Consider the following 18,671-nt stretch of genomic DNA (forward strand, 5'->3'; position numbering starts at 1 on the left):
AGTTCCTCCAAGCAGAGCTTGATACTTTCTGGGTTCAAAAAGGAGGAGAAGATCCAGTCGAATGGTGTCGCAAAATGAAGAGGCGCCTGCCTTTACTTCATCTCAAAGATTATGTGGTCACTTTAGAAAGAGAGATTCTCTTTGGTGAAGTTGGATCAGGGAGTTTGAACTGGGATGCCATCATTCGTGAGGCTGATGAGGCTGGCTGTGAATGGTTTATTGTGGAGCAAGACACCAGCACCAGAGATCCTTTTGAATCAATCAAGATGAGCTTCGATTTCCTGATGCAGAAAACAGAAGCTCTGAATCAATAGTGATCTTCAGTCAGTGAACATCTAGCGTGCTGCCCACAGCATTCCCCGTTCAAAAATAGTTGCCATCTCTTGGACTTTAAATTCCTCTGCAACATGGCCCAAGGCACTGTAGAAGACTCGTCCTACTCCATGCACTCTTTTCCATACCACCGGCATTTTCACACCTTTGACCCAGGAACAATGCTCACCCGTGAAGGTGGTTGTAGCAAGTACTTCATTCGATGGGTCCACATGCATGAAGTACTGCTCGGATTTGTAAGGGAAATCTTGAATACCTTCTGTGATTGGATCTTCGTTAGGGAGGATTTCCACTGAAAAATCAATAATATTGCCTGGATGAGCAACCCACTGGCCGCCAGTCATGAATTGATAATCAACACTGTTGCGGAAGGAGTCACACATGCAACCATGGAAGCCAGCCAATCCAGTACCCTTTTCAATAGTCTTGCAAAGATTTTCAACTTCTGCTTTTTCAATGGTTGACATTGTAATCACAGGGACAATCAGGTTGTAGCGAGACAAATCTGGATCCCGAAAGGCTTCAGTCCCCTCAACCACATCAACAGCAAAGTGGTTATTTTCAAGAATCTCTTTTGTGATTTCTGTGCTCTCTTGGGGTGTATGCCCTTCCCATCCTCCCCAAGCAATCAACGCTTTTTTCTGTGCCATCTGTCCTCTTAGTCAAGTTGTCCAAAGGGTAAATTAGTCTTCATTAATGCAGGCCGTTCACAGGTTGTCTGCATGCTTATGCTGGTGCCAGTTTCAGCGGCTTTGAGAAAGCCTGTCATGATCTCAAGCACATGTAAACCCAACTGGCCATTAGCTCGATGTGGCCTCTCTGTCCTGATCGCTTGGGCAAGGTCAGCTAAACCAATACTTCGATAGTTATCATCAGCATAGGGGAACTCAATCGTAGCAGAGTTCCAGTCTGCTTTGACTTCACTCGACTTGACCTCACCATCAAACCGATTGGGATCTGGGATCAACATCGAACCTTTTGTTCCATAGAGTTCCATTGGCAGGTGAGTATGCTGCCATACATCAAAACTCATCGTGATTGTCAGCAGGGCCCCATTTACAAATTCAGCAACACCACTCAGATGAGTAGGCGTCTTGACAGGCACTGTCTGACCGGCTCTGGCTCCAGAGGCAATTGTTCTGGAGGTACGAAACGCTTTCCCAAAGCCTGTGACCCGGGCAACTGGACCCAAGAGATTGACGAAAGCCGTTAGGTAGTAAGGCCCCATGTCCAGCATAGGGCCTCCTCCAGAGAGATAGTAAAAGTCAGGATCCGGATGCCACAATTCATGACCAGGAACCATCATAAAAGCGGTGCAGGCCAAGGGATCACCAATCTTCCCAGAATCCAGCAATTGTCGTGTTTTCTGATGCGAACCGCCAAGAAAAGTATCTGGAGCAGAACCAACTCGTAATCCTCGATCTTTTGCGAGAGCAAGCAATTCAATTCCTTCGTTGACATTCAAACCAAGGGGTTTTTCAGTATAAACGTGCTTACCGCTCTCTAGAACTTGTTTGGCAACTGAGATATGAGAATCGGGAGTCGTCAAATTCAGGATAATCTCAATAGATTGATCTTGGAGGAGGGAATCAATCGATTGAACTTGCAATCCCCATTGATCCGCCTTTGCATGTGCTCGTTCATTTTTCAGGTCAGCACAATAGGCAATGTTCAAGATCGGGAAATTTTTGGAGGCGTTTAGATAAGCATCAAATATATTGCCACATCCAATGATACCAACCTTGACTGGGGTCATGATTTTTTCCAGAAAGTATACTGGTCAAGGGTTAGAAAGTGTTCAAATCATCAGGGAGAAAAATAATCAGCAATCTCGGTTGCTAATCTTTCCATCAGGTAAAGTCGTACTACAAAATTTTGCCTCTGAAATGGAAGCGTTGGTTAAGTTGGCCTTGTATAAATCTGCTTTACTGAGATCAGCGAACATCAGGTTGGCACTGCCGAGATTGGCGCGCCGCAAGTCTGAGCTCACCAGCAAAGCACCCTCAAGGTTCGCTTGACGGATCTTTGCGCTATCTAATTTAGCCCCTGTTAAGTCTGCCACACTGAGATTGGCTTCTGTTAGGTCCGCATTGCTCAGATTGGCTTTTTTCAAAGCTGCTCCACTCAGATTCGCACGCCGCAAATCCATTCCGGATAGATCAGCCCCTTCAAAATCTCCTGTGGGACAGCTGTTGGTGTCTTTAAGTTTCTGTAAATCTTCTTGATTCATAACTATCTCAATTAAGAATTTTAGACGATAGATTTAATCAGTGAAAAGGGAGGACGATATGCATGTTGCAATTGTGGCTCACAGAAAGAGTTCGGATACCTAGTCTGCTATCAACAGGTAGTCAAGTCATTCACAACACATCATTTTTTCTCATTCAGCAAACCCATCTTATGCAAAGTCCTAGAATTAAAGAAATCGAATTTACACTCTTTGAGGTCAGCATCCCCAATATCGCAGCAGATCCTTCGGGATTTGGAGTTTGGTACGAACCTGGAGTCGGTACTCCTCAAAAACGGTTTGGTGTCCGAATTTTCACGGATGAGGGTGTAGTTGGAGAGTATGTCCCTCCAAGGTCGCGCGCCACAGTGTTGATGTCTGCAGGAGTTGCCTTGGCTCACGCTCTCCTCAACAAACCAGTATTGGAGCGGGAGAGACACTATCAAACGATGCGGAGACTCACCAAACACGTTGGCGAAGCTGGTATTGGGGCTCTGGACATTGCACTTTGGGATCTGGCTGGCAAATGTTGTGGTCTCTCGATTGCCCAAATACTGGGAGGTCATCGTTGGCAATTACCTGCGTATGCGAGCACGATTCCTGGAGATGAACAGCAAGGGGGCTTGAGCCACCCCGAAGCCTATGCTGATTTTGCAGAAAGCTGTTTGGAACTTGGCTATCAGGGCTTCAAGATGCACGGCTGGAAAGAAGGAGATCTGAAAAGAGAGTCGATGATGATTCGAGCTGTTGCCGAGCGAGTTGGTGGAAAAATGGAAGTGATGTATGATGCTGCTTGCCATCTAAAAACCCTCACCGATGCGATTCGGCTAGGCCGAGTTTGTGATGAGTACAACCTACTCTGGTACGAAGATCCTTTCGCAGATGGAGGTCTAAGCTTTTCGGGTCACAAGCTTCTCAAGGAAAAAGTTCAAACCCCGATCATGATTGGTGAGCATGTCCGCACTGTAGAGACACATACAGATTTGATGATCTCCGGTGCGACGGATTTTGGTCGGGTTGATCCTGACTATGATGGAGGCATCACAGGTTGCTACAAAGCTGCGATTGCAGCCGAAGCAATGGGAATTGATGTGGAGGTGCATTCTTGTGGTCCTGCAATGCGCCAACTGATGGCGGCTCTTTCCCGCAGCAACTACTATGAAGTCAATCTGGTCCATCCTGCTGCCCCAAACCCTTGGCAACTCCCAATTTATCTAGATGGCTATTCCGATCAGTTAGACTGTATCAATTCCGATGGAATGGTGGGGGTGTCTCAGTCTCCAGGTTTGGGGGTGGACTATGACTGGGATCTGATTGAAAAAACAAAAATAGACCGGGTTGTTGTCAAGTGAGTGAGAGATTGCAGCTTATAGATCATCATAATGAATCTCCAGGCCAAATCCTGGTCCGTCTGGTGGACGAACGAGTCCACCTGCCTCAGGCTTGAAGGAGTTTGGCGGACATTTGTCGAAAAGCCACTGGTGAAACATGTGGTATTCCACTGAGTCGAGATTAGGCAGACTTGCTGCCAGGTGCAGACTTGCTGCGAGAAGAATTCCAGTTGAAGAAGCGTGAAGAGTGCAAGGAAGATGAAAAGCTGCAGCAAGGTCTGCGATCCTGCGTCCCTCGGAGATGCCTCCACAGGCTGCGATGTCAAATTGTACAAACTCGACTGCTCGATGAGTGATCAACTCACGAAATCGGTCAATACCCGTCTCAGTCTCGTTCCCACAGACAGGAATTGGGCTGAGAGCATTGACCTTTGCTTGGCCACTAACATCATCCGGTGAAACAGGGGCTTCCAGCCAGTAAATTGCATAAGGCTCAAAAGCCTGCGCCATCTGCAGTGATTTTGGAACATTCAGGGTGTAGTTGGCATCGACCATCAGACGTGCATTTGGTCCAATAGCATCCCTGGCTGCCTTGACACGCTTGACGTCTTCTTCCAAAGAAACTCCACCAACCTTCATCTTCACATCACTGAATCCCTGCACCAGGTAGCCTTGCATCTCTTCAGCAAGGGCAGTTTCATCCTTGCCTTTCCCGTACAAACCAGCACTGGCATAGCAAGGAACCTGATCTGTGAAGGCTCCCAGGAGTTGGTAAACTGGAGCCTGCAAGGCTTTTCCAACTAAATCCCACAGAGCGAGATCAACAGCACTGAGAGCGATTGAGAGAATTCCTCTTCGTGCATTCAAGGCGGTCGTCTCCCAAACCTCTGCAAAGATTTTTGTGTGGTAGCGAGGGTCTTGTCCAATCAATCTTGGGCCAATATCCTCTTCAATGGTTAGCATCAAAGCCTTTGGCGATGCCCCAGGAGTCCAGCCTTCTCCAACTCCAACGAGTCCATTATCCGTTTCGATAAAAACCAGGACAATGTCTTTCTTTGCCCAGCGTTGCTGAGAATTCCAAAAGCGGTCATCCAGTTCGAAAGCCAGATGTTTCGTCACAACTCGTTGTATTTTCATCTTATCCGTCTATAATTCGGTTTTTCCAAAATCCCAGCAAGAGATTGAAATGAAAAAAGATTTACCAAATATCCTCTGGTACTGCACAGATCAGCAACGCTACGACACCATTGGTGCCTTGAACAATCCTCATGTAATCACACCAAATATTGATCGCTTGGTTCAACGGGGTACAGCTTTCACAAAGAACTATTGCCAGTCCCCTATCTGCACTCCCAGCCGTGCAAGCTTCCTAACGGGTTGTTATCCAAATGCGATACGAGCCCCGCGTAATGGCAATTTTACCTACGCAGCTCAATACCCACTTATATCAAAAGTTCTTAGTGATCATGGCTATGACTGTGGGCTAGTGGGTAAACTACACTTGGCTAGTTCTTTCCAACGTGTGGAGCCGAGAGTTGATGACGGATACCGTTTCTTCAAGTGGAGTCATGCACCTCGTGATGACTGGCAAGGAGGTCATGACTATGCCGATTGGGTCCACCAAAAAGGGGGAGTACTAAAAGAGTTGGTGAAGGATATTCAGGGAATTTCACCGGAGTTTCACCAAACCACCTGGGGAACCGACCGAGCCATTGATTTTATTCAGGAGAAGCGTCAAGGGCCTTGGTTTCTGAGCATCAATGTCTATGATCCTCATCCTCCCTTCAACCCACCTCAGCAGTATCGTGATCTCTTTGATCCTAAGAAGATGCCCGATCCCCTCTTTCGTGAGTCAGATCTAGTCCAGCAGAAGATTTTGGAGCCCATCGACTTCCAATCGAAGGTTCGACGCCCAGAGGATCTGGATATTTGTGATCCAATCTTACCAAGAACGCCAACCACAGACAGCGTTCGGGGAGCAGAACCTTCACCTGGAGCCAAGGACGCTTGGACCCTCAAGGCTGCTTATTATGCAATGATTAAATTGATCGATGACCAATTCGGTCGTTTAGTAGATTACCTTGAATCAACGAATCAACTGGAAAATACACTGATCATCTACGCCACAGATCATGGAGAATCTCTTGGAGACCATGGGCTGATTGAAAAGGGGTGCCGATTCTTTGATGGGCTGGTACGCGTTCCATTGATTTTTTCATGGCCAGGGCAAGTAAAGAGCAATCTGCAAAGTGATGCGCTGGTGGAACTAATTGACATCACACCGACCTTACTGGAGGTGTGTGGGATCGAACAGCCCAACTACATGCAGGGGAAATCTCTCTGGCCAATCATCTCAGGTTCGGCAAAACCAGATTTTCACAAGCCCCATATTCGCAGCGAGTTCTTTGACGCCCTCAATCAACCCTACCATTCGCGGGCAACCATGCTCAGGGATGAACGCTACAAGCTAGTGATGTATCATGGAATCAGTCTTGGAGAACTCTATGATTTGGTTCAGGATCCTGGTGAGTTTGATAACCTTTGGGACGACCAAGATCATTCAGAAATTAAACAACAAATGATCATCAAAAGTTTTGACGCCTCAATGCAAGCCATTGATCTGGGCCCAGAATGCATTGGCCCGATGTAGCCAATGATTGAGTGACACTGATAATTGGAAAATCAAATGTTTTGATCAAAGAACCTTTCGCGAATGACATCAATATGCTGCTGCATGGCTGTCATGGCCACATCAGGCATACGCATCGAAATGCCTTTTAGGATCCTTTCATGATCACGAACGGTTCTTTGGCGGTAACTCTCAGATCGCGTTTTTGAAAACCAACTGAAGAACATTTCTGCTTCTCTCAAGTTCCAAATCCATTTAACCAAATTGGGTCCCAAGACATTTCCAGAAGCTTTGGCAATGGCTAGATGGAACTGCTGATCAAATTTCTCAAACCTGGCAGCATCCCTCTTGTGTTGATCCATCAGCTCAAGCAATTCTTGCAATTTCTGAATGTCCTTTTCCTCTGCATTGAGCGCAGCTTTGTATGCCAAATGCCCCTCGATCAATCGGCGGATTTCGAGTTGATCTGAAGGACCTGGATCATGCTGTAACTTCGGACTATTCTCGACCTCACGCGCTGCTTCCGGCAACACATAAATCCCTGAACCAATGCGGATGTCCACATACCGCATCAACTCCAAAGCAATAAAAGCCTCACGCAGAGTTGTCCGACTGACGTTCAACTTTTCAGCCAGTTCCCTCTCAGGAGGCAGCTTGTCACCGACAGGATACTCCCCAACCTGGATGGACTCAATCAGCTGTCGAGTGATCTGGTTGTAGCGTCGGTTGGGTAGAGACTTGGGTATCTGCATTCAACCCATCAATGCAGTCCGGAAGGTACCAATGCTTCACGGATTTGATCATTCGGTCTGGAGCGAATCATATCCTCAAATTCTTTTTTCAACTTGCTCTCTTGTTCAAACAAGTTGGTGGTTTCATAAGGATCTTCTTGCAGGTCATAGAGTTCCCCAGCACCTGAGTTCATTTCCATGGTCATCTTGTGACGAGTTGTTCGCACAACCCGCAATTTAAGGTCCAACCCCCAATTTTGTGGATTGAGATCCCATTCCCCGAAGGCAAAATCTCGAGTTGCTGAAGGTTGATCAATCAATGCTTTCAGGCTTTGGCCGTGAGGAGCTTGCTCAGGACTGACACCAGCCCAATCCAAGGCAGAAGCAGCGATGTCAGTATTTGAAACAGGTTCTTGTGAAATCTGCCCTTCAGGAATTCCTGGTCCCCTAAGGATCATAGCTACTCTAAGTAGTCCTTCATAGAACATCGGGCCCTTCAGCATCATCCCATGATCACCCAGCCAATCCCCATGGTCTGAGGTAAACAGTACTACGGTGTTCTCTGCTAATCCCTGCTCATCCAGTGCATTGAGAATCCGGCCCACGTTGTGATCAATCAATGAAATCATACCGTAGTAGTTGGCAATCGTATGTCTGAGTTGAAATTCTGTATCTTTGTAGTTTCTAGCTCGACCATTGCGCTTCGGCAAACGATGGAGGGATTGCTCGTGATCATAGATGGCCACATCCAATTCTGGATCGACGGAGCGATCTTCCACATAGGCTTGGTGCCACCAGGGACGTTTGTGCAGTTCCCTCTTTCGGAACGGCGGCAAATCCACTTCTTCAGGATGGTGAAGTCGGGACCAAGGCTCTGGACAGTCAAAGGGCATGTGCGGGTCTGAGAAAGAAGCCCAGAGACAGAAAGGCTTTTGCTCATCATGTCGGCCCAGATAATCGATAACTCGGTCTCCGATCCAACTTGAATGATGCCAGGCGACAGGCATTGCTGAGTTCCAGGTCTGGATGGCACCAACGTCAGGTGGAAGCTTGGTTCCATAGAGATCCAGTTTTTTCTGATCCTGGCCATCTCTCCGTAGCCAGCGTTCGTAGTGTAGACCTTTGGGGGCACTGGCCATCTCTTTTAATTCATGACCTAACACCAGCAACTGGGCTTCTTCAAATCCCATGTAGGGCCCATTCCAATCATCTGAGAAGTTTGGAGAGCTTTGATGGCACTCTGGAGTACCTGTTGGGGAAAAAGTGTTGTAAGAAGAGAAATGAGCTTTCCCAATAAATGCAGTGTGGTAGCCGTTTCGACCAAGCTGACCAGCAAAGCCCTTATCTCCAGTCTCAGTAGGAAGATCGATCCCATTATCCACCACTCCATGGGTGAGTGGGTAGAGGCCCGTTAGCATACTTGCACGAGCTGGCTGACACATCGCACTTGGGGTGATGCAGTGTTGAAATCGTGTCCCCTCTGCGGCTAATTGATCGATATGGGGTGTTTTGACTTTACGTCCCTCAAATCCATAACAATCACCGCGATGCTGATCGGTGGTGATGATCAAAATGTTTGGTCTGCTCATAACTGCCTAGGAAGAGTGGTGAATTGTTAGCACTGAACTTTTGTCAGGAGTTGGCCGGATGGGTCAAATTTGAAAGATTCTATCTGTTTGTCAAAGGAAGCAATTGCACCTTTTGATTGGGCTTCCTGAAAGAGAGGTCTGGTCAGCAGCATTTCGTTGAGGTGGAGTGTTGAGCGAATCTGGGCCAGTCGAATCGAGTTCAGTTTTGGCTGCCAACAAGTGGTGACTAGAGCTCGAATGACTTCCTGATCATTTGCAAGGACGATGGGCAAGAAGGCTTTTTCCAGCACAGTGGATGAAACTGCATTCATATACATCGAATGTAGATCAAGTTTGTTGGCTGTTGGCTGCGGCAAGAAGTCTACCATGCCAGTGCCCATCCCATTTCGATTGGTGGCTGCTGTCATTCTCAAAGCAGCAATTTTGTGGATGAAGGGTGTGGAGGGATTTTCCACACCTCGAATATCTGTTCTACCTGAAATGTGTGGATCGAGCCCAGCTCCAGAAATCTCCTTGCCAAACTCCTCGACAATTAGGGCATCCAGCTGATCAAAAGGTAAACTGGGCATAAGGCTTTTGGCCTTGCGCAGAAGTCTTTTCTCTGTTTCAAAGAGGGCCTCAGGCTCCACAGGTTCAATATGACAAATTTCTCGATTGGCATTTTCAATGAGAGCTATGCCTGCCTTGATCGGAGCAGACTTAATCGCTTTCATAGCAAGCTTTGGTAAGATCTCCTGTAATCCTTTGGGGCCAATTCTGTGAACGGAGCGAGCCCCTTCGGCTTTCCCTAGACCCACTGCAATCAGCTTAATCAACCCACTTTCAATTTCTCTGGGAAAGCTCGTGTGGGCTTTAATTCGGTTGATAAGTACTATCCCCGCAGATCCAGCTGCGTTGGCATCGAAGTGACAATGGATTCCCTTACAGATCGACCCGTAGTCCACTGTTTTCAAAGAAGAGCGGATTTCGCACCCCATGCTCTCTTCATCAATTCCCAACTTTTTCAGTACTTCCTGTTGCCCTTCGTCAGTACCTCCTCCATGACTCCCCATAGCTGGGACAATGAACGGTTTGAGGTTCCATTCCTTTAGCTGACTTACCACAGTTCTGCTGATGGTATCAATCTGGGCGATTCCCCTACTCCCGACAGCAATGGCAACTTCAGATCCTCTTGGGATTTGCTGGAGGTGATGACAGCTTTCAAGAGCATCTGCGACCCTTTTCTCAAGATTCTGAAGGGTAGGCACTTTGGGATGTCTGATCCTCACTCTATGAAGTGGTGGCAATTTAACCTCAGCCAAGTGAGGAAATCTGATTGCAGGGAAAGATGGAGACTGAAATTGGGTAGCTGTCATTTTTTATGAGATTTCTACTCCCGCTGAAGAATTATTTTTGTGATGCCCTGCGCTTTCGCATCCAATCACCGACAATCGGCCAAAGGAGAAGGATCACTGCTAAAATGGTGAAGAAAAGTGGAAGTGGACGAGTAAAAATCGGGCTGAAATCACCTGCAGTCATCATCAAGCCACTACGGAGCTTTTCTTCCGCAAGTGGTGCGAGGACAAACCCGATTACAAAGGGACCCAAAGGAATCTTGGCACATTCCATCAGAAAGCCCATCACTCCAAAGATCAGCATCACCCAGACATCAAACATGGTGTTGTTCAGGGCAAAAGAACCGATCACGCAAAATACCATGACGATGGGAAGAACGAAGCTTCTGGGCAAATACATCAATCCAGCAATGTACTTGACAGAACTTGTCATCAGTAGCCACATCAATACATTTGCCAGGAGGCAGGCCGCAATCATTCCCCAAACAATATCTGCATTTGTCAGAAACAGAGTTGGTCCAGGTTGAATCGAATGAATCATCAGGGCGCCAATTAGGATAGCATCAATGACACTTCCTGGAATGCCCATGGCGATCAAGGGGATCAGGGCTCCACCTACTGTTGCATTATTCGCTGCCTCCGAAGCCACGATTCCTTCTTCAGACCCTGTCCCAAATTTTTCTGGAGTTTTGGACATGTTCTTGGCTGCAGTGTAGGCAATCACAGAACCAATGGAAGCCCCAATTCCTGGGAGAATTCCAACCCAAGTGCCAATCAAGGAAGAGCGAATCAGGTTGACCCCCTGTGCCATGAAATCTTTGGCACTCATCAGCATGCCCTTGCTGCTCATCGCTATCCGCTCAGGCACTTGGCCAATGTCGAGGGCATCCTTGATGATCTGGCTCACGGCAAAGACCCCGATCAAAACAGGCAGGAGCTTCAGGCCCCCATTCAACATGTACCAATCGAAGGTTAGACGAGGCATTCCTGTTGCCGGATCCACCCCTGGCATTGAAATCAGCATTCCAAGCAACCCTGAAATCAAACCCTTAGCCAAAGAGCCCTCACTGACTGAGGCAATCAGGACCATTGCCATCATGATCAGAGTAAAATATTCGAAAGGACCAAACTTGGTGGCAAAAATTGAGAGAGGCTTGGTGATAGTAGCTAGGGTGATCCACGCGATCAATCCACCAATGAAAGAGGCTGTAATGCCTAATCCTAATGCACGTCCTGGTTTGCCACTTCTGGCCATTGGGTAGCCATCAAACGTCGTCATAACGGCAGCTGGGGTTCCTGGCATTCTGAGGAGTGTTGCCGTAATTAATCCTCCACTGATTGCTCCCACATACATCGCTACAAGCAGTACTATGGCGTTGAAGGGATCCATGTAGAAAGTCAAAGGTAGGGTCAGCGCAATCAGCATCGCACCGGTCATCCCAGGGATAGCTCCAACCAAGATGCCCAGTGAGGTTCCAATGAAGAGTAAGAAAAAAGGCCAAGGATTTAAGATCTGGCCGGCTGCCGCAAATAATAGTTCAATATCCATTGCGACTTGTCAGGTTGGTAGGTCGACGATGAAAACCTCTGTGAAGAGGTATTCGCTAGCAAAGCCAATCACGATGGCTGTGATTAGTGCAGGAAGGATTTTTTTTTTCTCAAATTTTTCAAGACTCCAAATCGTAATGATTAGAAAGAGGGTTGTCATCCAAGCGAAAGGCATCAGCCTAAAGTGAAGCATCAGAGTGTAAATAACAGTTGCGAACGAAATAATAAGACCAGCACTGATTGAAGGTCGTTCTTTAGCCTCTTCGTCTTCTGAAAGCTGAACTGGCTTTCTCAGGGCTTTAAAGATCACCAACCCAGCACAAAAAATCACTATAAATGCAGTCGCTTGAGGTACAGGCCCTGAGCCCAAAGGCTCGAAAGAGCCTGGCGGTAGATCCCACGATTCCCAAAGGAAAACCAAGCAGATCAGGATTACCAGCAACGAAACCCAAACCTCAAACCGCTGAAGGAGATTCATATCGGTATCTCTAAATCTTCATGAAACTCACCACTCCAAAGTCATAAGAGTGGTGAGTAGCACTTATTTTTTTGAAGCTAGTTTGGCTACTGGCTCAATTGCGGTCCACGTATTCTGAAGATCTTGCTGAAGATCGTTGCCGCCCAAAAACAGATTGGCAAACCCTTTACTTTCCAGGAATTTTTGATACCGGTCAGTTGAGGTAGAAGCCTCAAGAGCATTTGCAAAGCCTTCGATTGCTGCCTTAGGAGTTCCCTTAGGTGCAAACCACCATGACTTGATGCAGAATTCCATGTCATAACCCAACTCTTTCATGGTAGGTAGGTCTGACAACTGACCGAAGCGAGCAGCCCCAGTGTAAGCCAATGGCTTGATCTGAGCTTCAGAGTTTTCTGAACCGTCTGGCATTCTGGTGAATTTAACGACCTCAGCTCCAGAGAGGACTGTCGCGTTGGTCTGAGCCCCAGTTAGAGCGGTGTAGTTTGCTGTTCCTCCACCAATTTGTACGAAGCGGAACTTCGCACCTGGCACCAATTCCTGAAGCATGACTCCTGCGAGATGATTGATTGCGCCGAGGTTGGCTCCGAAGATTAATGAATCTGGATTTGTTTTGGCTTCGCTGAGAAGTTCCTGAACAGAGTTGATTCCTGAGTCTTTGCGGACCATCGGCAGCACACAGAACTCACCAGTTGCAGCAACAGGTTCAAAGTCTCTCCAGCCGAAGTTCAAAGCACCACTACCTTCTCCCCCCATCAAAGCAATGTGAATCAAGAGAAAGGTATGGCCGTCTGGGCTGGCTTCCATCACTTGCCGAGAGCCAATCGAGTAATGTCCACCTACGTTGACAATCGTGACAGGCTGGGAAAGAAGGTTGTTCTCCTTGATAGCAGCTTGAAAAACTCTTGCGGTCTGGTCAGAGGTTCCACCTGCCTTGAATGGAACAATGACCTTGATTGGTTTCTCTGGCCAAGCCCCCCAAACAGGTGAGGTCAAAAGGCTCAAGCCAACAAAAAGTGAGATCAGAATGCGGGACATGCTTGGTCTCCCATCATAGGATTAGCAATCATCCGGACCTTGAATCCTGATGGAAGAACTCTCCCATCTCCAAAAACCGGGCTGAAGTAAATTGGTTGGGCCGTGAAGAAATATTCTTAATTTGGTCCAACCGCAGGTAGTTTTAGTAGAGGCTGATACGAAAAGCAACCATAAATTACGTTTGACAGTAATCTTGGACTTATTTTCAGAATGAGAACCCAACTAAAGATTTGGATCATGGATTGACTCTAGCTTGTGTCAGCTAAATTTCTAGAAAAGCTAGCCTTGGAATGGAACTCTGGGTTGATTATTCGACTCAACTGAGTTTTCTTTTGGTGAGTTACTTTCCAGCAGCATTTCCTTAGAGAAGATTGATGCTTAGTTCAAAACCCAAACAATACTCATCAACTCAGCTTGAAGTGATCGATGATCTTCATCGTGAAGAAATCAACTTGTTGAATGAGTTCATGAAAGTTCTCCCCAACAGTGATGACGAGCAAATTGATGATTGGATACAGCGCTTGGAGAGGCAGGTCTTAGATCATTTCAATGAAGAAGAAGCCTGCATAAAGAGAGTAATGTATCCCGCCTTTAAAAAGCATGTAGAGGCCCACTCAGAGACCCTTAAAGCGATCAAAGAAGTCAAAAAAAACTGGGAGGTGGAGCGTGATTTACTGCAACTTTGGAACTTTCTGGAATATGACTACATGGCTTGGTTCGAACACCATGTGCGAGATTTTGATATTCCAGCCACAGAATTCATCCGCTGGCATGAAGAAGCGGAGTAACAAATTTTATTGCTAAGCAACTGTGACTCTTCCGAAAAGCACGGAGAAATTTGGCCAACGACTATAGAGAGAAGAGAATGGATTTTACATTGGATGAAAAAACAGATGCCCAAGTTCTGAAACTTCGTCATTTTGTCAGAACGGAGCTGCATCCTCTGGAAGAAAAGGTAGAGGCGAAAGGTGAATTGGATGCTAACCTGGCGAGTGAGATTTTTGAAAAATCCAGAACTCAGGGCTTTTATGGCATGAATATTTCCGCAGAATATGGAGGAGGAGGCTTCAACGCAGTCCAGATGGTTTATCTGGAGCAAGAGATGGGGCAGACCACAGATCCACTGGTTCGCCGTGCCTTTGGGAATGTTTACGAAGTCCTGTTAGCTTGTAATGAGGCCCAGCGCCAGCAATGGTTGCTACCTTGTGTGAAAGGAGAAAGAACCTGTTCAATCGCGATGACGGAGCCTGATGCTGGATCGGACTCTGCAGGAATAACTGCGACAGCTAGGTCGGATGGAGATGGTTGGATTCTCAACGCTCACAAGTGCCCCGTAGGGGATGGTATGTTCTCCGACTTCTATGTTGTCTCAGCTCGTTCAGAGTATGTGGAAGGTTCTCGGGGAATTTCGTTGTTTTTGGTGGATAGATCCATGCCAGGAGTGGAGGTCGTTCGTGACATGCCGATGATGGGCCTAAGAGGCTCCACGCATGCTGAGATCAAGTTTGATAACGTCAAACTGGGTCCTGAACATTTGCTCGGAGAGAGGGGAAGAGGCCTAAGCCTCCTGCTCTCAACAATCGGACGAATCCGCCTTTTTCACATCGGTGCAAGAGCCATTGGGATGGGTCGCCGAGTCTTGAAAATGATGACGGAAAGAGCCAATCATCGTGAGCAGTTTGGCAAGCCGATTGGAGAGTTTCAAATGATTCAGCAAATGCTTGCTGATAGCCTGATCGAATTAAATTGTGCTCATCTTTTGGTTTTAGATGCTGCTTCCGAGATTGATCGTGGTCTGGATCCTCGTGAAAAAATCTCAATGGTGAAAATCAACTCTGCAGAGACACTCGGTAAAATTGCGGATCGAGCTGTCCAACTTTTTGGCGCCATGGGATACTGCAAAGACTTCCCCTTGGAGAGGATTTATCGCGACTGTCGGGTACTTCGTATCTACGATGGTACCTCGGAAATTCACCGAATGGTTGTCTCCAGAGGTCTCATGAAGAAAGGTGTGGACGCAATTCTTGGTAATCATCTCGCCAACTAAAAAATCCTCATAGCAGTCCGTCCACGATAAATCCTGTGGGCATTATTTCTTATCTATCCACTTCTTCCCATCTGAGACAGTTGACCAGTTATCTGTATTCAATTTTCATGAATTTAAATTAAGTTGTTATAAACATAATTTGATAACTATCATGATATATGATATGAAATTGTAAATTCTGATTTCAACTGTCTTCCAGGAGAATTTATGGAAACGAGAATACCGGTCATAGAAGCACTAAAAAAGATTGGATGTGCCAGAAATACACTCTATAAATTGATGAATCTTCACGGAATTGAATCAACCCGAGAAGGGAATCAGCGATTTCTGAAAAAAGATGATTATGAAAAATTATTTGAACTCTATCAGACAACTATTAGGAAAAGAAAAACACAGGAAAAGTCACGGATCTCAAAACTGCCCAAAGAAGCGGATGCTCGCTTGGAGCAATTGATTGAAGTGGCTTGGACTGAGAGACAACTAAATGCCCGTCTGACTGAGGAGATCAAGGAATTGAAAGAGCAGATCAAGAATTTGCTGGAACTGAATGCTGAACTGGTGAAGAGTAATTTGCACCTCATTGGCTCGGTTCGGCACTCACTGGATGCCCAGACTCGACGACAACAAGCTGAGTCTTCTCCCGAGGATATTTGATCACTACCCAAGTCATCTCAGTTAGATTCCAGTCCAGATAGAGGTTTAATTTTAGAGGAGCCACATGGAGAACTTTTCTTGGGCGATGCCCTACGCGTCTCGCAGAATGCCAATTTTTGCAGAAAACATGGTGGCGACCTCGCAACCACTAGCAGCTCAGGCCGGTTTGCGGATGCTTCAGGATGGAGGCAATGCAGTAGATGCAGCGCTGGCGACTGCCATCACCCTGACGGTAGTCGAACCGGTGATGAATGGCATTGGCTCTGACGCTTTCTGTATTCTCTGGGATGGTCAACAACTACATGGGTTGAATGCTTCAGGACGTTCACCAGCTGCATGGACGCCCGAGCGCTTTTCGGGCCTTGAGGAAATGCCTCAGCGGGGTTGGGAGGCAATCACAGTGCCTGGATGTGTCTCAGCCTGGGTGGCGCTATCCAAGCGATTTGGCCATCTACCCTTTGAAAAATTATTCAAACCTGCGATCCGTTATGCTGAATCTGGGTTCCAAGTTGGTCCTGTCTCGTCAGAAATGTGGGAAGAATCCGTCGAGACTCTCAGCAAGTTTGAGGAATTTCGTAGAGTTTTCCTGCCCCAGGGAAGAGCTCTTCAAACAGGAGAAAGGTTTCAAAACCCGGATCAAGCCAAAACACTGAAATTGATTGCAGAAACTAAGGGTGAAGCATTCTATCGAGGTGTTTTGGCTGAGCAGATCATTGCTGACTCAACAAGGCATGGAGGTGCAATGACTCTTACAGATTTAGACCAACATCAATGTGACTGGGTGGGTACGGTCTCTCAGGAATTCATGGGTCATGAACTTCATGAAATCCCCCCTAATGGTCAGGGCCTGGCTGCCTTAATTGCCCTGGGCATTCTGAGATATCTGCCCATCAAAAATTGGCCTGTTGATTCAGCTGATAGTCTGCACATCCAAATTGAAGCGATGAAACTAGCTTTGGCGGACACTTATCGCTATTTTGCTGATCCCTCATCTATGGAAGTGACTGCTGAGAATTTGTTGAATGAGGATTATCTCAAGAAACGCTCACAACTCATCGATTTGAGTAAAGCTCAGGAGATGGGCCATGGGGTTCCCAAACCAAGCGGTACGGTGTACCTGACTGCCGCCGATCAAAACGGAATGATGGTCTCCTACATTCAGTCGAACTACATGGGCTTTGGTTCAGGAATTGTGGTGCCAGGAACAGGGATCAGTCTGCAGAACCGGGCAGTCGGTTTTAATCTGAAGGAGGGCCACCCGAATCAGGTGGGTAGTGGTAAGCGACCATTCCATACGATCATTCCAGCGTTTTTGATGAAGGAGGGTCACCCAGTAATGAGCTTTGGGATGATGGCTGGACCCATGCAGGCTCAAGGACACGTACAACTTATGTTGCGAATGTTCGCTTATGGTCAGAATCCACAAGCCGCCGCTGACGGTCCTCGATGGCAGGTGCTAGAGGGACAAAATGTTGCAATTGAAGAAGACTTTCCAGCAGATGTACTGAGACAACTCGAAGCCCGTGGTCATCAACTACATCGTAAACCTCGACAACCTTTCTTTGGTGGAGCCCAATTAATCTATCGGATGAAAGATGGCTATTGCGGTGCCTCAGAGCCCCGTAAGGAAGGGCAGGTCGTTGGCTTCTAGAAAATCGAAAAATGTATAAATTAACAATATTTTTATATGTTTAAGTTGAACTACAATTAGTGTTCTTAAATGATTTCAAATTAAGCATAAAATTCTTGATTCTATTCTTCAAACATTAAATGACAGCTTCCTATCTCTGAAATTGTTAATAGTTACTGCAATTAGGACAATTATACCCATAATGAACAATTGCCAGAAGTAGTCAACACCTGCAATTACAAGAGCGTTGGTCATCATTGAAAGAAGTATAGCTCCCAATAAAGTACCAAAAACTGTTCCTTTGCCACCAAATAGGCTAGTCCCACCTATGATGACTGCAGCAATCACATGAATTTCCATGGATGTTCCTATTGTAGCTTGGGTTGAATCAATTCTTGCAATCATAATCAAACCACCCAGTGCAACACACAAGCCCATGAAGCTGTAGACCAATATCTCAATGATTTTGACATTAATTCCAGCTAATCGAGCTGCCTCACGGTTTCCCCCGATCGATCTTACATGTAATCCAAATTTAGTTCTGTTAAAAAGCCAAGCACCGAAGAGAGCAAAAATTAAAGATATCAAAACCGGTATTGGAATTCCTAAGATTTCACCTTGACCAAACCATGTTAAAGATTCAGGTAATCCATAATGCATTTTACCAGCAGAATGAACAAGCGCTAGTCCCCTAAGACTTACCATTACTCCAAGAGTTGCTATGAAGGGAGGTATATTTATATATGAGATGAGATATCCGGTGAAAGCCCCCAAGATACCACCCATCAAGAACATCAAAATTACACCTATAAAAGGGTTCAATCCACCTTTAATTAGTTCAAAATTTATAACAGTAATTAAAGCGAGTAAAGAGCCCACTGACAAATCAATCCCAGCAGCTGCAATTACAAATGTCATTCCCACTGCTAGAATAATATAATATGAAGCCTGAGTTAAAATGTTTAACAGGTTAGTGGTGGTGGCAAATTTCGGATTTATGAATGAAAAAATGATCGCAAGCAGGATAACAACAATTGTTAAACCAATTCCTTGAAAAATCCATTTTTTATCTGCGTGGCCAATTGAAAGTTCTGACATAATATCT

At 46.3% G+C, this 18,671-nt stretch carries 18 protein-coding genes; 7 read left to right on the forward strand and 11 right to left on the reverse strand.

Annotated elements, in window-relative coordinates:
• A partial coding sequence (locus P8O70_17810; protein MDG2198693.1) for a sugar phosphate isomerase/epimerase occupies positions 1 to 314 on the forward strand: 314 nt, incomplete at its 5' end.
• Between the two features lie 21 nt (positions 315 to 335).
• Here P8O70_17810 and P8O70_17815 read toward each other — a convergent pair.
• From P8O70_17815 to P8O70_17825, 3 genes are all read right to left on the reverse strand, one after another.
• The gene (locus P8O70_17815) at positions 336 to 983 is read right to left on the reverse strand and encodes a ThuA domain-containing protein (GenBank protein MDG2198694.1); all 648 of its coding nucleotides are present in this window, start codon (positions 981 to 983) and stop codon (positions 336 to 338) included.
• Between the two features lie 8 nt (positions 984 to 991).
• Positions 992 to 2,089: a Gfo/Idh/MocA family oxidoreductase gene (locus P8O70_17820; protein MDG2198695.1), complete on the reverse strand. Its 1,098-nt coding sequence runs from the start codon at positions 2,087 to 2,089 to the stop codon at positions 992 to 994.
• 66 nt (positions 2,090 to 2,155) lie between these two features.
• Positions 2,156 to 2,563 (reverse strand): pentapeptide repeat-containing protein, encoded by a 408-nt coding sequence (locus tag P8O70_17825; protein MDG2198696.1) that lies wholly within the window; start codon positions 2,561 to 2,563, stop codon positions 2,156 to 2,158.
• A 170-nt stretch (positions 2,564 to 2,733) separates the two neighbouring features.
• On the opposite strand from P8O70_17825, the gene P8O70_17830 reads away from it, so the two are divergent.
• The gene (locus P8O70_17830) at positions 2,734 to 3,912 is read left to right on the forward strand and encodes an enolase C-terminal domain-like protein (protein MDG2198697.1); all 1,179 of its coding nucleotides are present in this window, start codon (positions 2,734 to 2,736) and stop codon (positions 3,910 to 3,912) included.
• Between the two features lie 15 nt (positions 3,913 to 3,927).
• Here the strand turns inward: P8O70_17830 and P8O70_17835 are convergent, their stop codons facing one another.
• Positions 3,928 to 5,028 carry a mandelate racemase/muconate lactonizing enzyme family protein gene (locus P8O70_17835; GenBank protein ID MDG2198698.1) on the reverse strand — a complete coding sequence of 367 codons (1,101 nt, stop codon included), beginning with the start codon at positions 5,026 to 5,028 and terminating at the stop codon, positions 3,928 to 3,930.
• A gap of 49 nt (positions 5,029 to 5,077) precedes the next feature.
• On the opposite strand from P8O70_17835, the gene P8O70_17840 reads away from it, so the two are divergent.
• Complete coding sequence (locus P8O70_17840; protein ID MDG2198699.1) at positions 5,078 to 6,541, forward strand: sulfatase-like hydrolase/transferase; 1,464 nt, start codon at positions 5,078 to 5,080, stop codon at positions 6,539 to 6,541.
• A gap of 32 nt (positions 6,542 to 6,573) precedes the next feature.
• Here the strand turns inward: P8O70_17840 and P8O70_17845 are convergent, their stop codons facing one another.
• The 6 genes from P8O70_17845 to P8O70_17870 form a co-directional block, all read right to left on the reverse strand.
• Entirely contained in the window at positions 6,574 to 7,272 is a 699-nt protein-coding gene (locus tag P8O70_17845) for a FadR/GntR family transcriptional regulator (protein ID MDG2198700.1), read from the reverse strand.
• A gap of 8 nt (positions 7,273 to 7,280) precedes the next feature.
• Positions 7,281 to 8,840 (reverse strand): sulfatase-like hydrolase/transferase, encoded by a 1,560-nt coding sequence (locus tag P8O70_17850; GenBank protein MDG2198701.1) that lies wholly within the window; start codon positions 8,838 to 8,840, stop codon positions 7,281 to 7,283.
• Positions 8,841 to 8,866: 26 nt separating this feature from the next.
• Positions 8,867 to 10,087: a hypothetical protein gene (locus P8O70_17855; GenBank protein MDG2198702.1), complete on the reverse strand. Its 1,221-nt coding sequence runs from the start codon at positions 10,085 to 10,087 to the stop codon at positions 8,867 to 8,869.
• A 139-nt stretch (positions 10,088 to 10,226) separates the two neighbouring features.
• Entirely contained in the window at positions 10,227 to 11,723 is a 1,497-nt protein-coding gene (locus P8O70_17860; GenBank protein ID MDG2198703.1) for a tripartite tricarboxylate transporter permease, read from the reverse strand.
• A 9-nt stretch (positions 11,724 to 11,732) separates the two neighbouring features.
• Positions 11,733 to 12,200 (reverse strand): tripartite tricarboxylate transporter TctB family protein, encoded by a 468-nt coding sequence (locus P8O70_17865; protein MDG2198704.1) that lies wholly within the window; start codon positions 12,198 to 12,200, stop codon positions 11,733 to 11,735.
• 63 nt (positions 12,201 to 12,263) lie between these two features.
• Positions 12,264 to 13,235, reverse strand: coding sequence for a tripartite tricarboxylate transporter substrate binding protein (locus P8O70_17870; protein ID MDG2198705.1), 972 nt, complete (start codon positions 13,233 to 13,235; stop codon positions 12,264 to 12,266).
• Positions 13,236 to 13,609: 374 nt separating this feature from the next.
• On the opposite strand from P8O70_17870, the gene P8O70_17875 reads away from it, so the two are divergent.
• The 4 genes from P8O70_17875 to ggt all read left to right on the forward strand — a co-directional run bounded on the left by P8O70_17875 (position 13,610) and on the right by ggt (position 17,587).
• Complete coding sequence (locus tag P8O70_17875; GenBank protein MDG2198706.1) at positions 13,610 to 14,023, forward strand: hemerythrin family protein; 414 nt, start codon at positions 13,610 to 13,612, stop codon at positions 14,021 to 14,023.
• A 77-nt stretch (positions 14,024 to 14,100) separates the two neighbouring features.
• On the forward strand, positions 14,101 to 15,282 hold the full coding sequence (locus P8O70_17880; protein MDG2198707.1) for an acyl-CoA dehydrogenase family protein: 1,182 nt from the start codon (positions 14,101 to 14,103) through the stop codon (positions 15,280 to 15,282).
• A 207-nt stretch (positions 15,283 to 15,489) separates the two neighbouring features.
• The gene (locus tag P8O70_17885; GenBank protein ID MDG2198708.1) at positions 15,490 to 15,936 is read left to right on the forward strand and encodes a hypothetical protein; all 447 of its coding nucleotides are present in this window, start codon (positions 15,490 to 15,492) and stop codon (positions 15,934 to 15,936) included.
• Positions 15,937 to 16,000: 64 nt separating this feature from the next.
• A complete protein-coding gene (ggt, locus tag P8O70_17890; GenBank protein MDG2198709.1) occupies positions 16,001 to 17,587 on the forward strand; it encodes a gamma-glutamyltransferase in 1,587 nt (528 codons plus the stop codon).
• A gap of 108 nt (positions 17,588 to 17,695) precedes the next feature.
• On the opposite strand, the gene P8O70_17895 is transcribed toward ggt, so the two are convergent.
• Positions 17,696 to 18,664 carry an ABC transporter permease gene (locus tag P8O70_17895; GenBank protein ID MDG2198710.1) on the reverse strand — a complete coding sequence of 323 codons (969 nt, stop codon included), beginning with the start codon at positions 18,662 to 18,664 and terminating at the stop codon, positions 17,696 to 17,698.
• Positions 18,665 to 18,671: the final 7 nt, after the last annotated feature.

The sequence above is a fragment of the SAR324 cluster bacterium genome, from assembly GCA_029245725.1.
Taxonomy (GTDB): domain Bacteria; phylum SAR324; class SAR324; order SAR324; family NAC60-12; genus JCVI-SCAAA005.

Coding starts and splice junctions, on each gene's coding strand:
- P8O70_17815 (MDG2198694.1), bottom strand. CDS start 983: ATGGCACAGAAAAAAGCGTTGATTGCTTGGGGAGGATGGGAAGGGCAT.
- P8O70_17820 (MDG2198695.1), bottom strand. CDS start 2,089: ATGACCCCAGTCAAGGTTGGTATCATTGGATGTGGCAATATATTTGAT.
- P8O70_17825 (MDG2198696.1), bottom strand. CDS start 2,563: ATGAATCAAGAAGATTTACAGAAACTTAAAGACACCAACAGCTGTCCC.
- P8O70_17830 (MDG2198697.1), top strand. CDS start 2,734: ATGCAAAGTCCTAGAATTAAAGAAATCGAATTTACACTCTTTGAGGTC.
- P8O70_17835 (MDG2198698.1), bottom strand. CDS start 5,028: ATGAAAATACAACGAGTTGTGACGAAACATCTGGCTTTCGAACTGGAT.
- P8O70_17840 (MDG2198699.1), top strand. CDS start 5,078: ATGAAAAAAGATTTACCAAATATCCTCTGGTACTGCACAGATCAGCAA.
- P8O70_17845 (MDG2198700.1), bottom strand. CDS start 7,272: ATGCAGATACCCAAGTCTCTACCCAACCGACGCTACAACCAGATCACT.
- P8O70_17850 (MDG2198701.1), bottom strand. CDS start 8,840: ATGAGCAGACCAAACATTTTGATCATCACCACCGATCAGCATCGCGGT.
- P8O70_17860 (MDG2198703.1), bottom strand. CDS start 11,723: ATGGATATTGAACTATTATTTGCGGCAGCCGGCCAGATCTTAAATCCT.
- P8O70_17865 (MDG2198704.1), bottom strand. CDS start 12,200: ATGAATCTCCTTCAGCGGTTTGAGGTTTGGGTTTCGTTGCTGGTAATC.
- P8O70_17870 (MDG2198705.1), bottom strand. CDS start 13,235: ATGTCCCGCATTCTGATCTCACTTTTTGTTGGCTTGAGCCTTTTGACC.
- P8O70_17875 (MDG2198706.1), top strand. CDS start 13,610: ATGCTTAGTTCAAAACCCAAACAATACTCATCAACTCAGCTTGAAGTG.
- P8O70_17880 (MDG2198707.1), top strand. CDS start 14,101: ATGGATTTTACATTGGATGAAAAAACAGATGCCCAAGTTCTGAAACTT.
- P8O70_17885 (MDG2198708.1), top strand. CDS start 15,490: ATGGAAACGAGAATACCGGTCATAGAAGCACTAAAAAAGATTGGATGT.
- ggt (MDG2198709.1), top strand. CDS start 16,001: ATGGAGAACTTTTCTTGGGCGATGCCCTACGCGTCTCGCAGAATGCCA.
- P8O70_17895 (MDG2198710.1), bottom strand. CDS start 18,664: ATGTCAGAACTTTCAATTGGCCACGCAGATAAAAAATGGATTTTTCAA.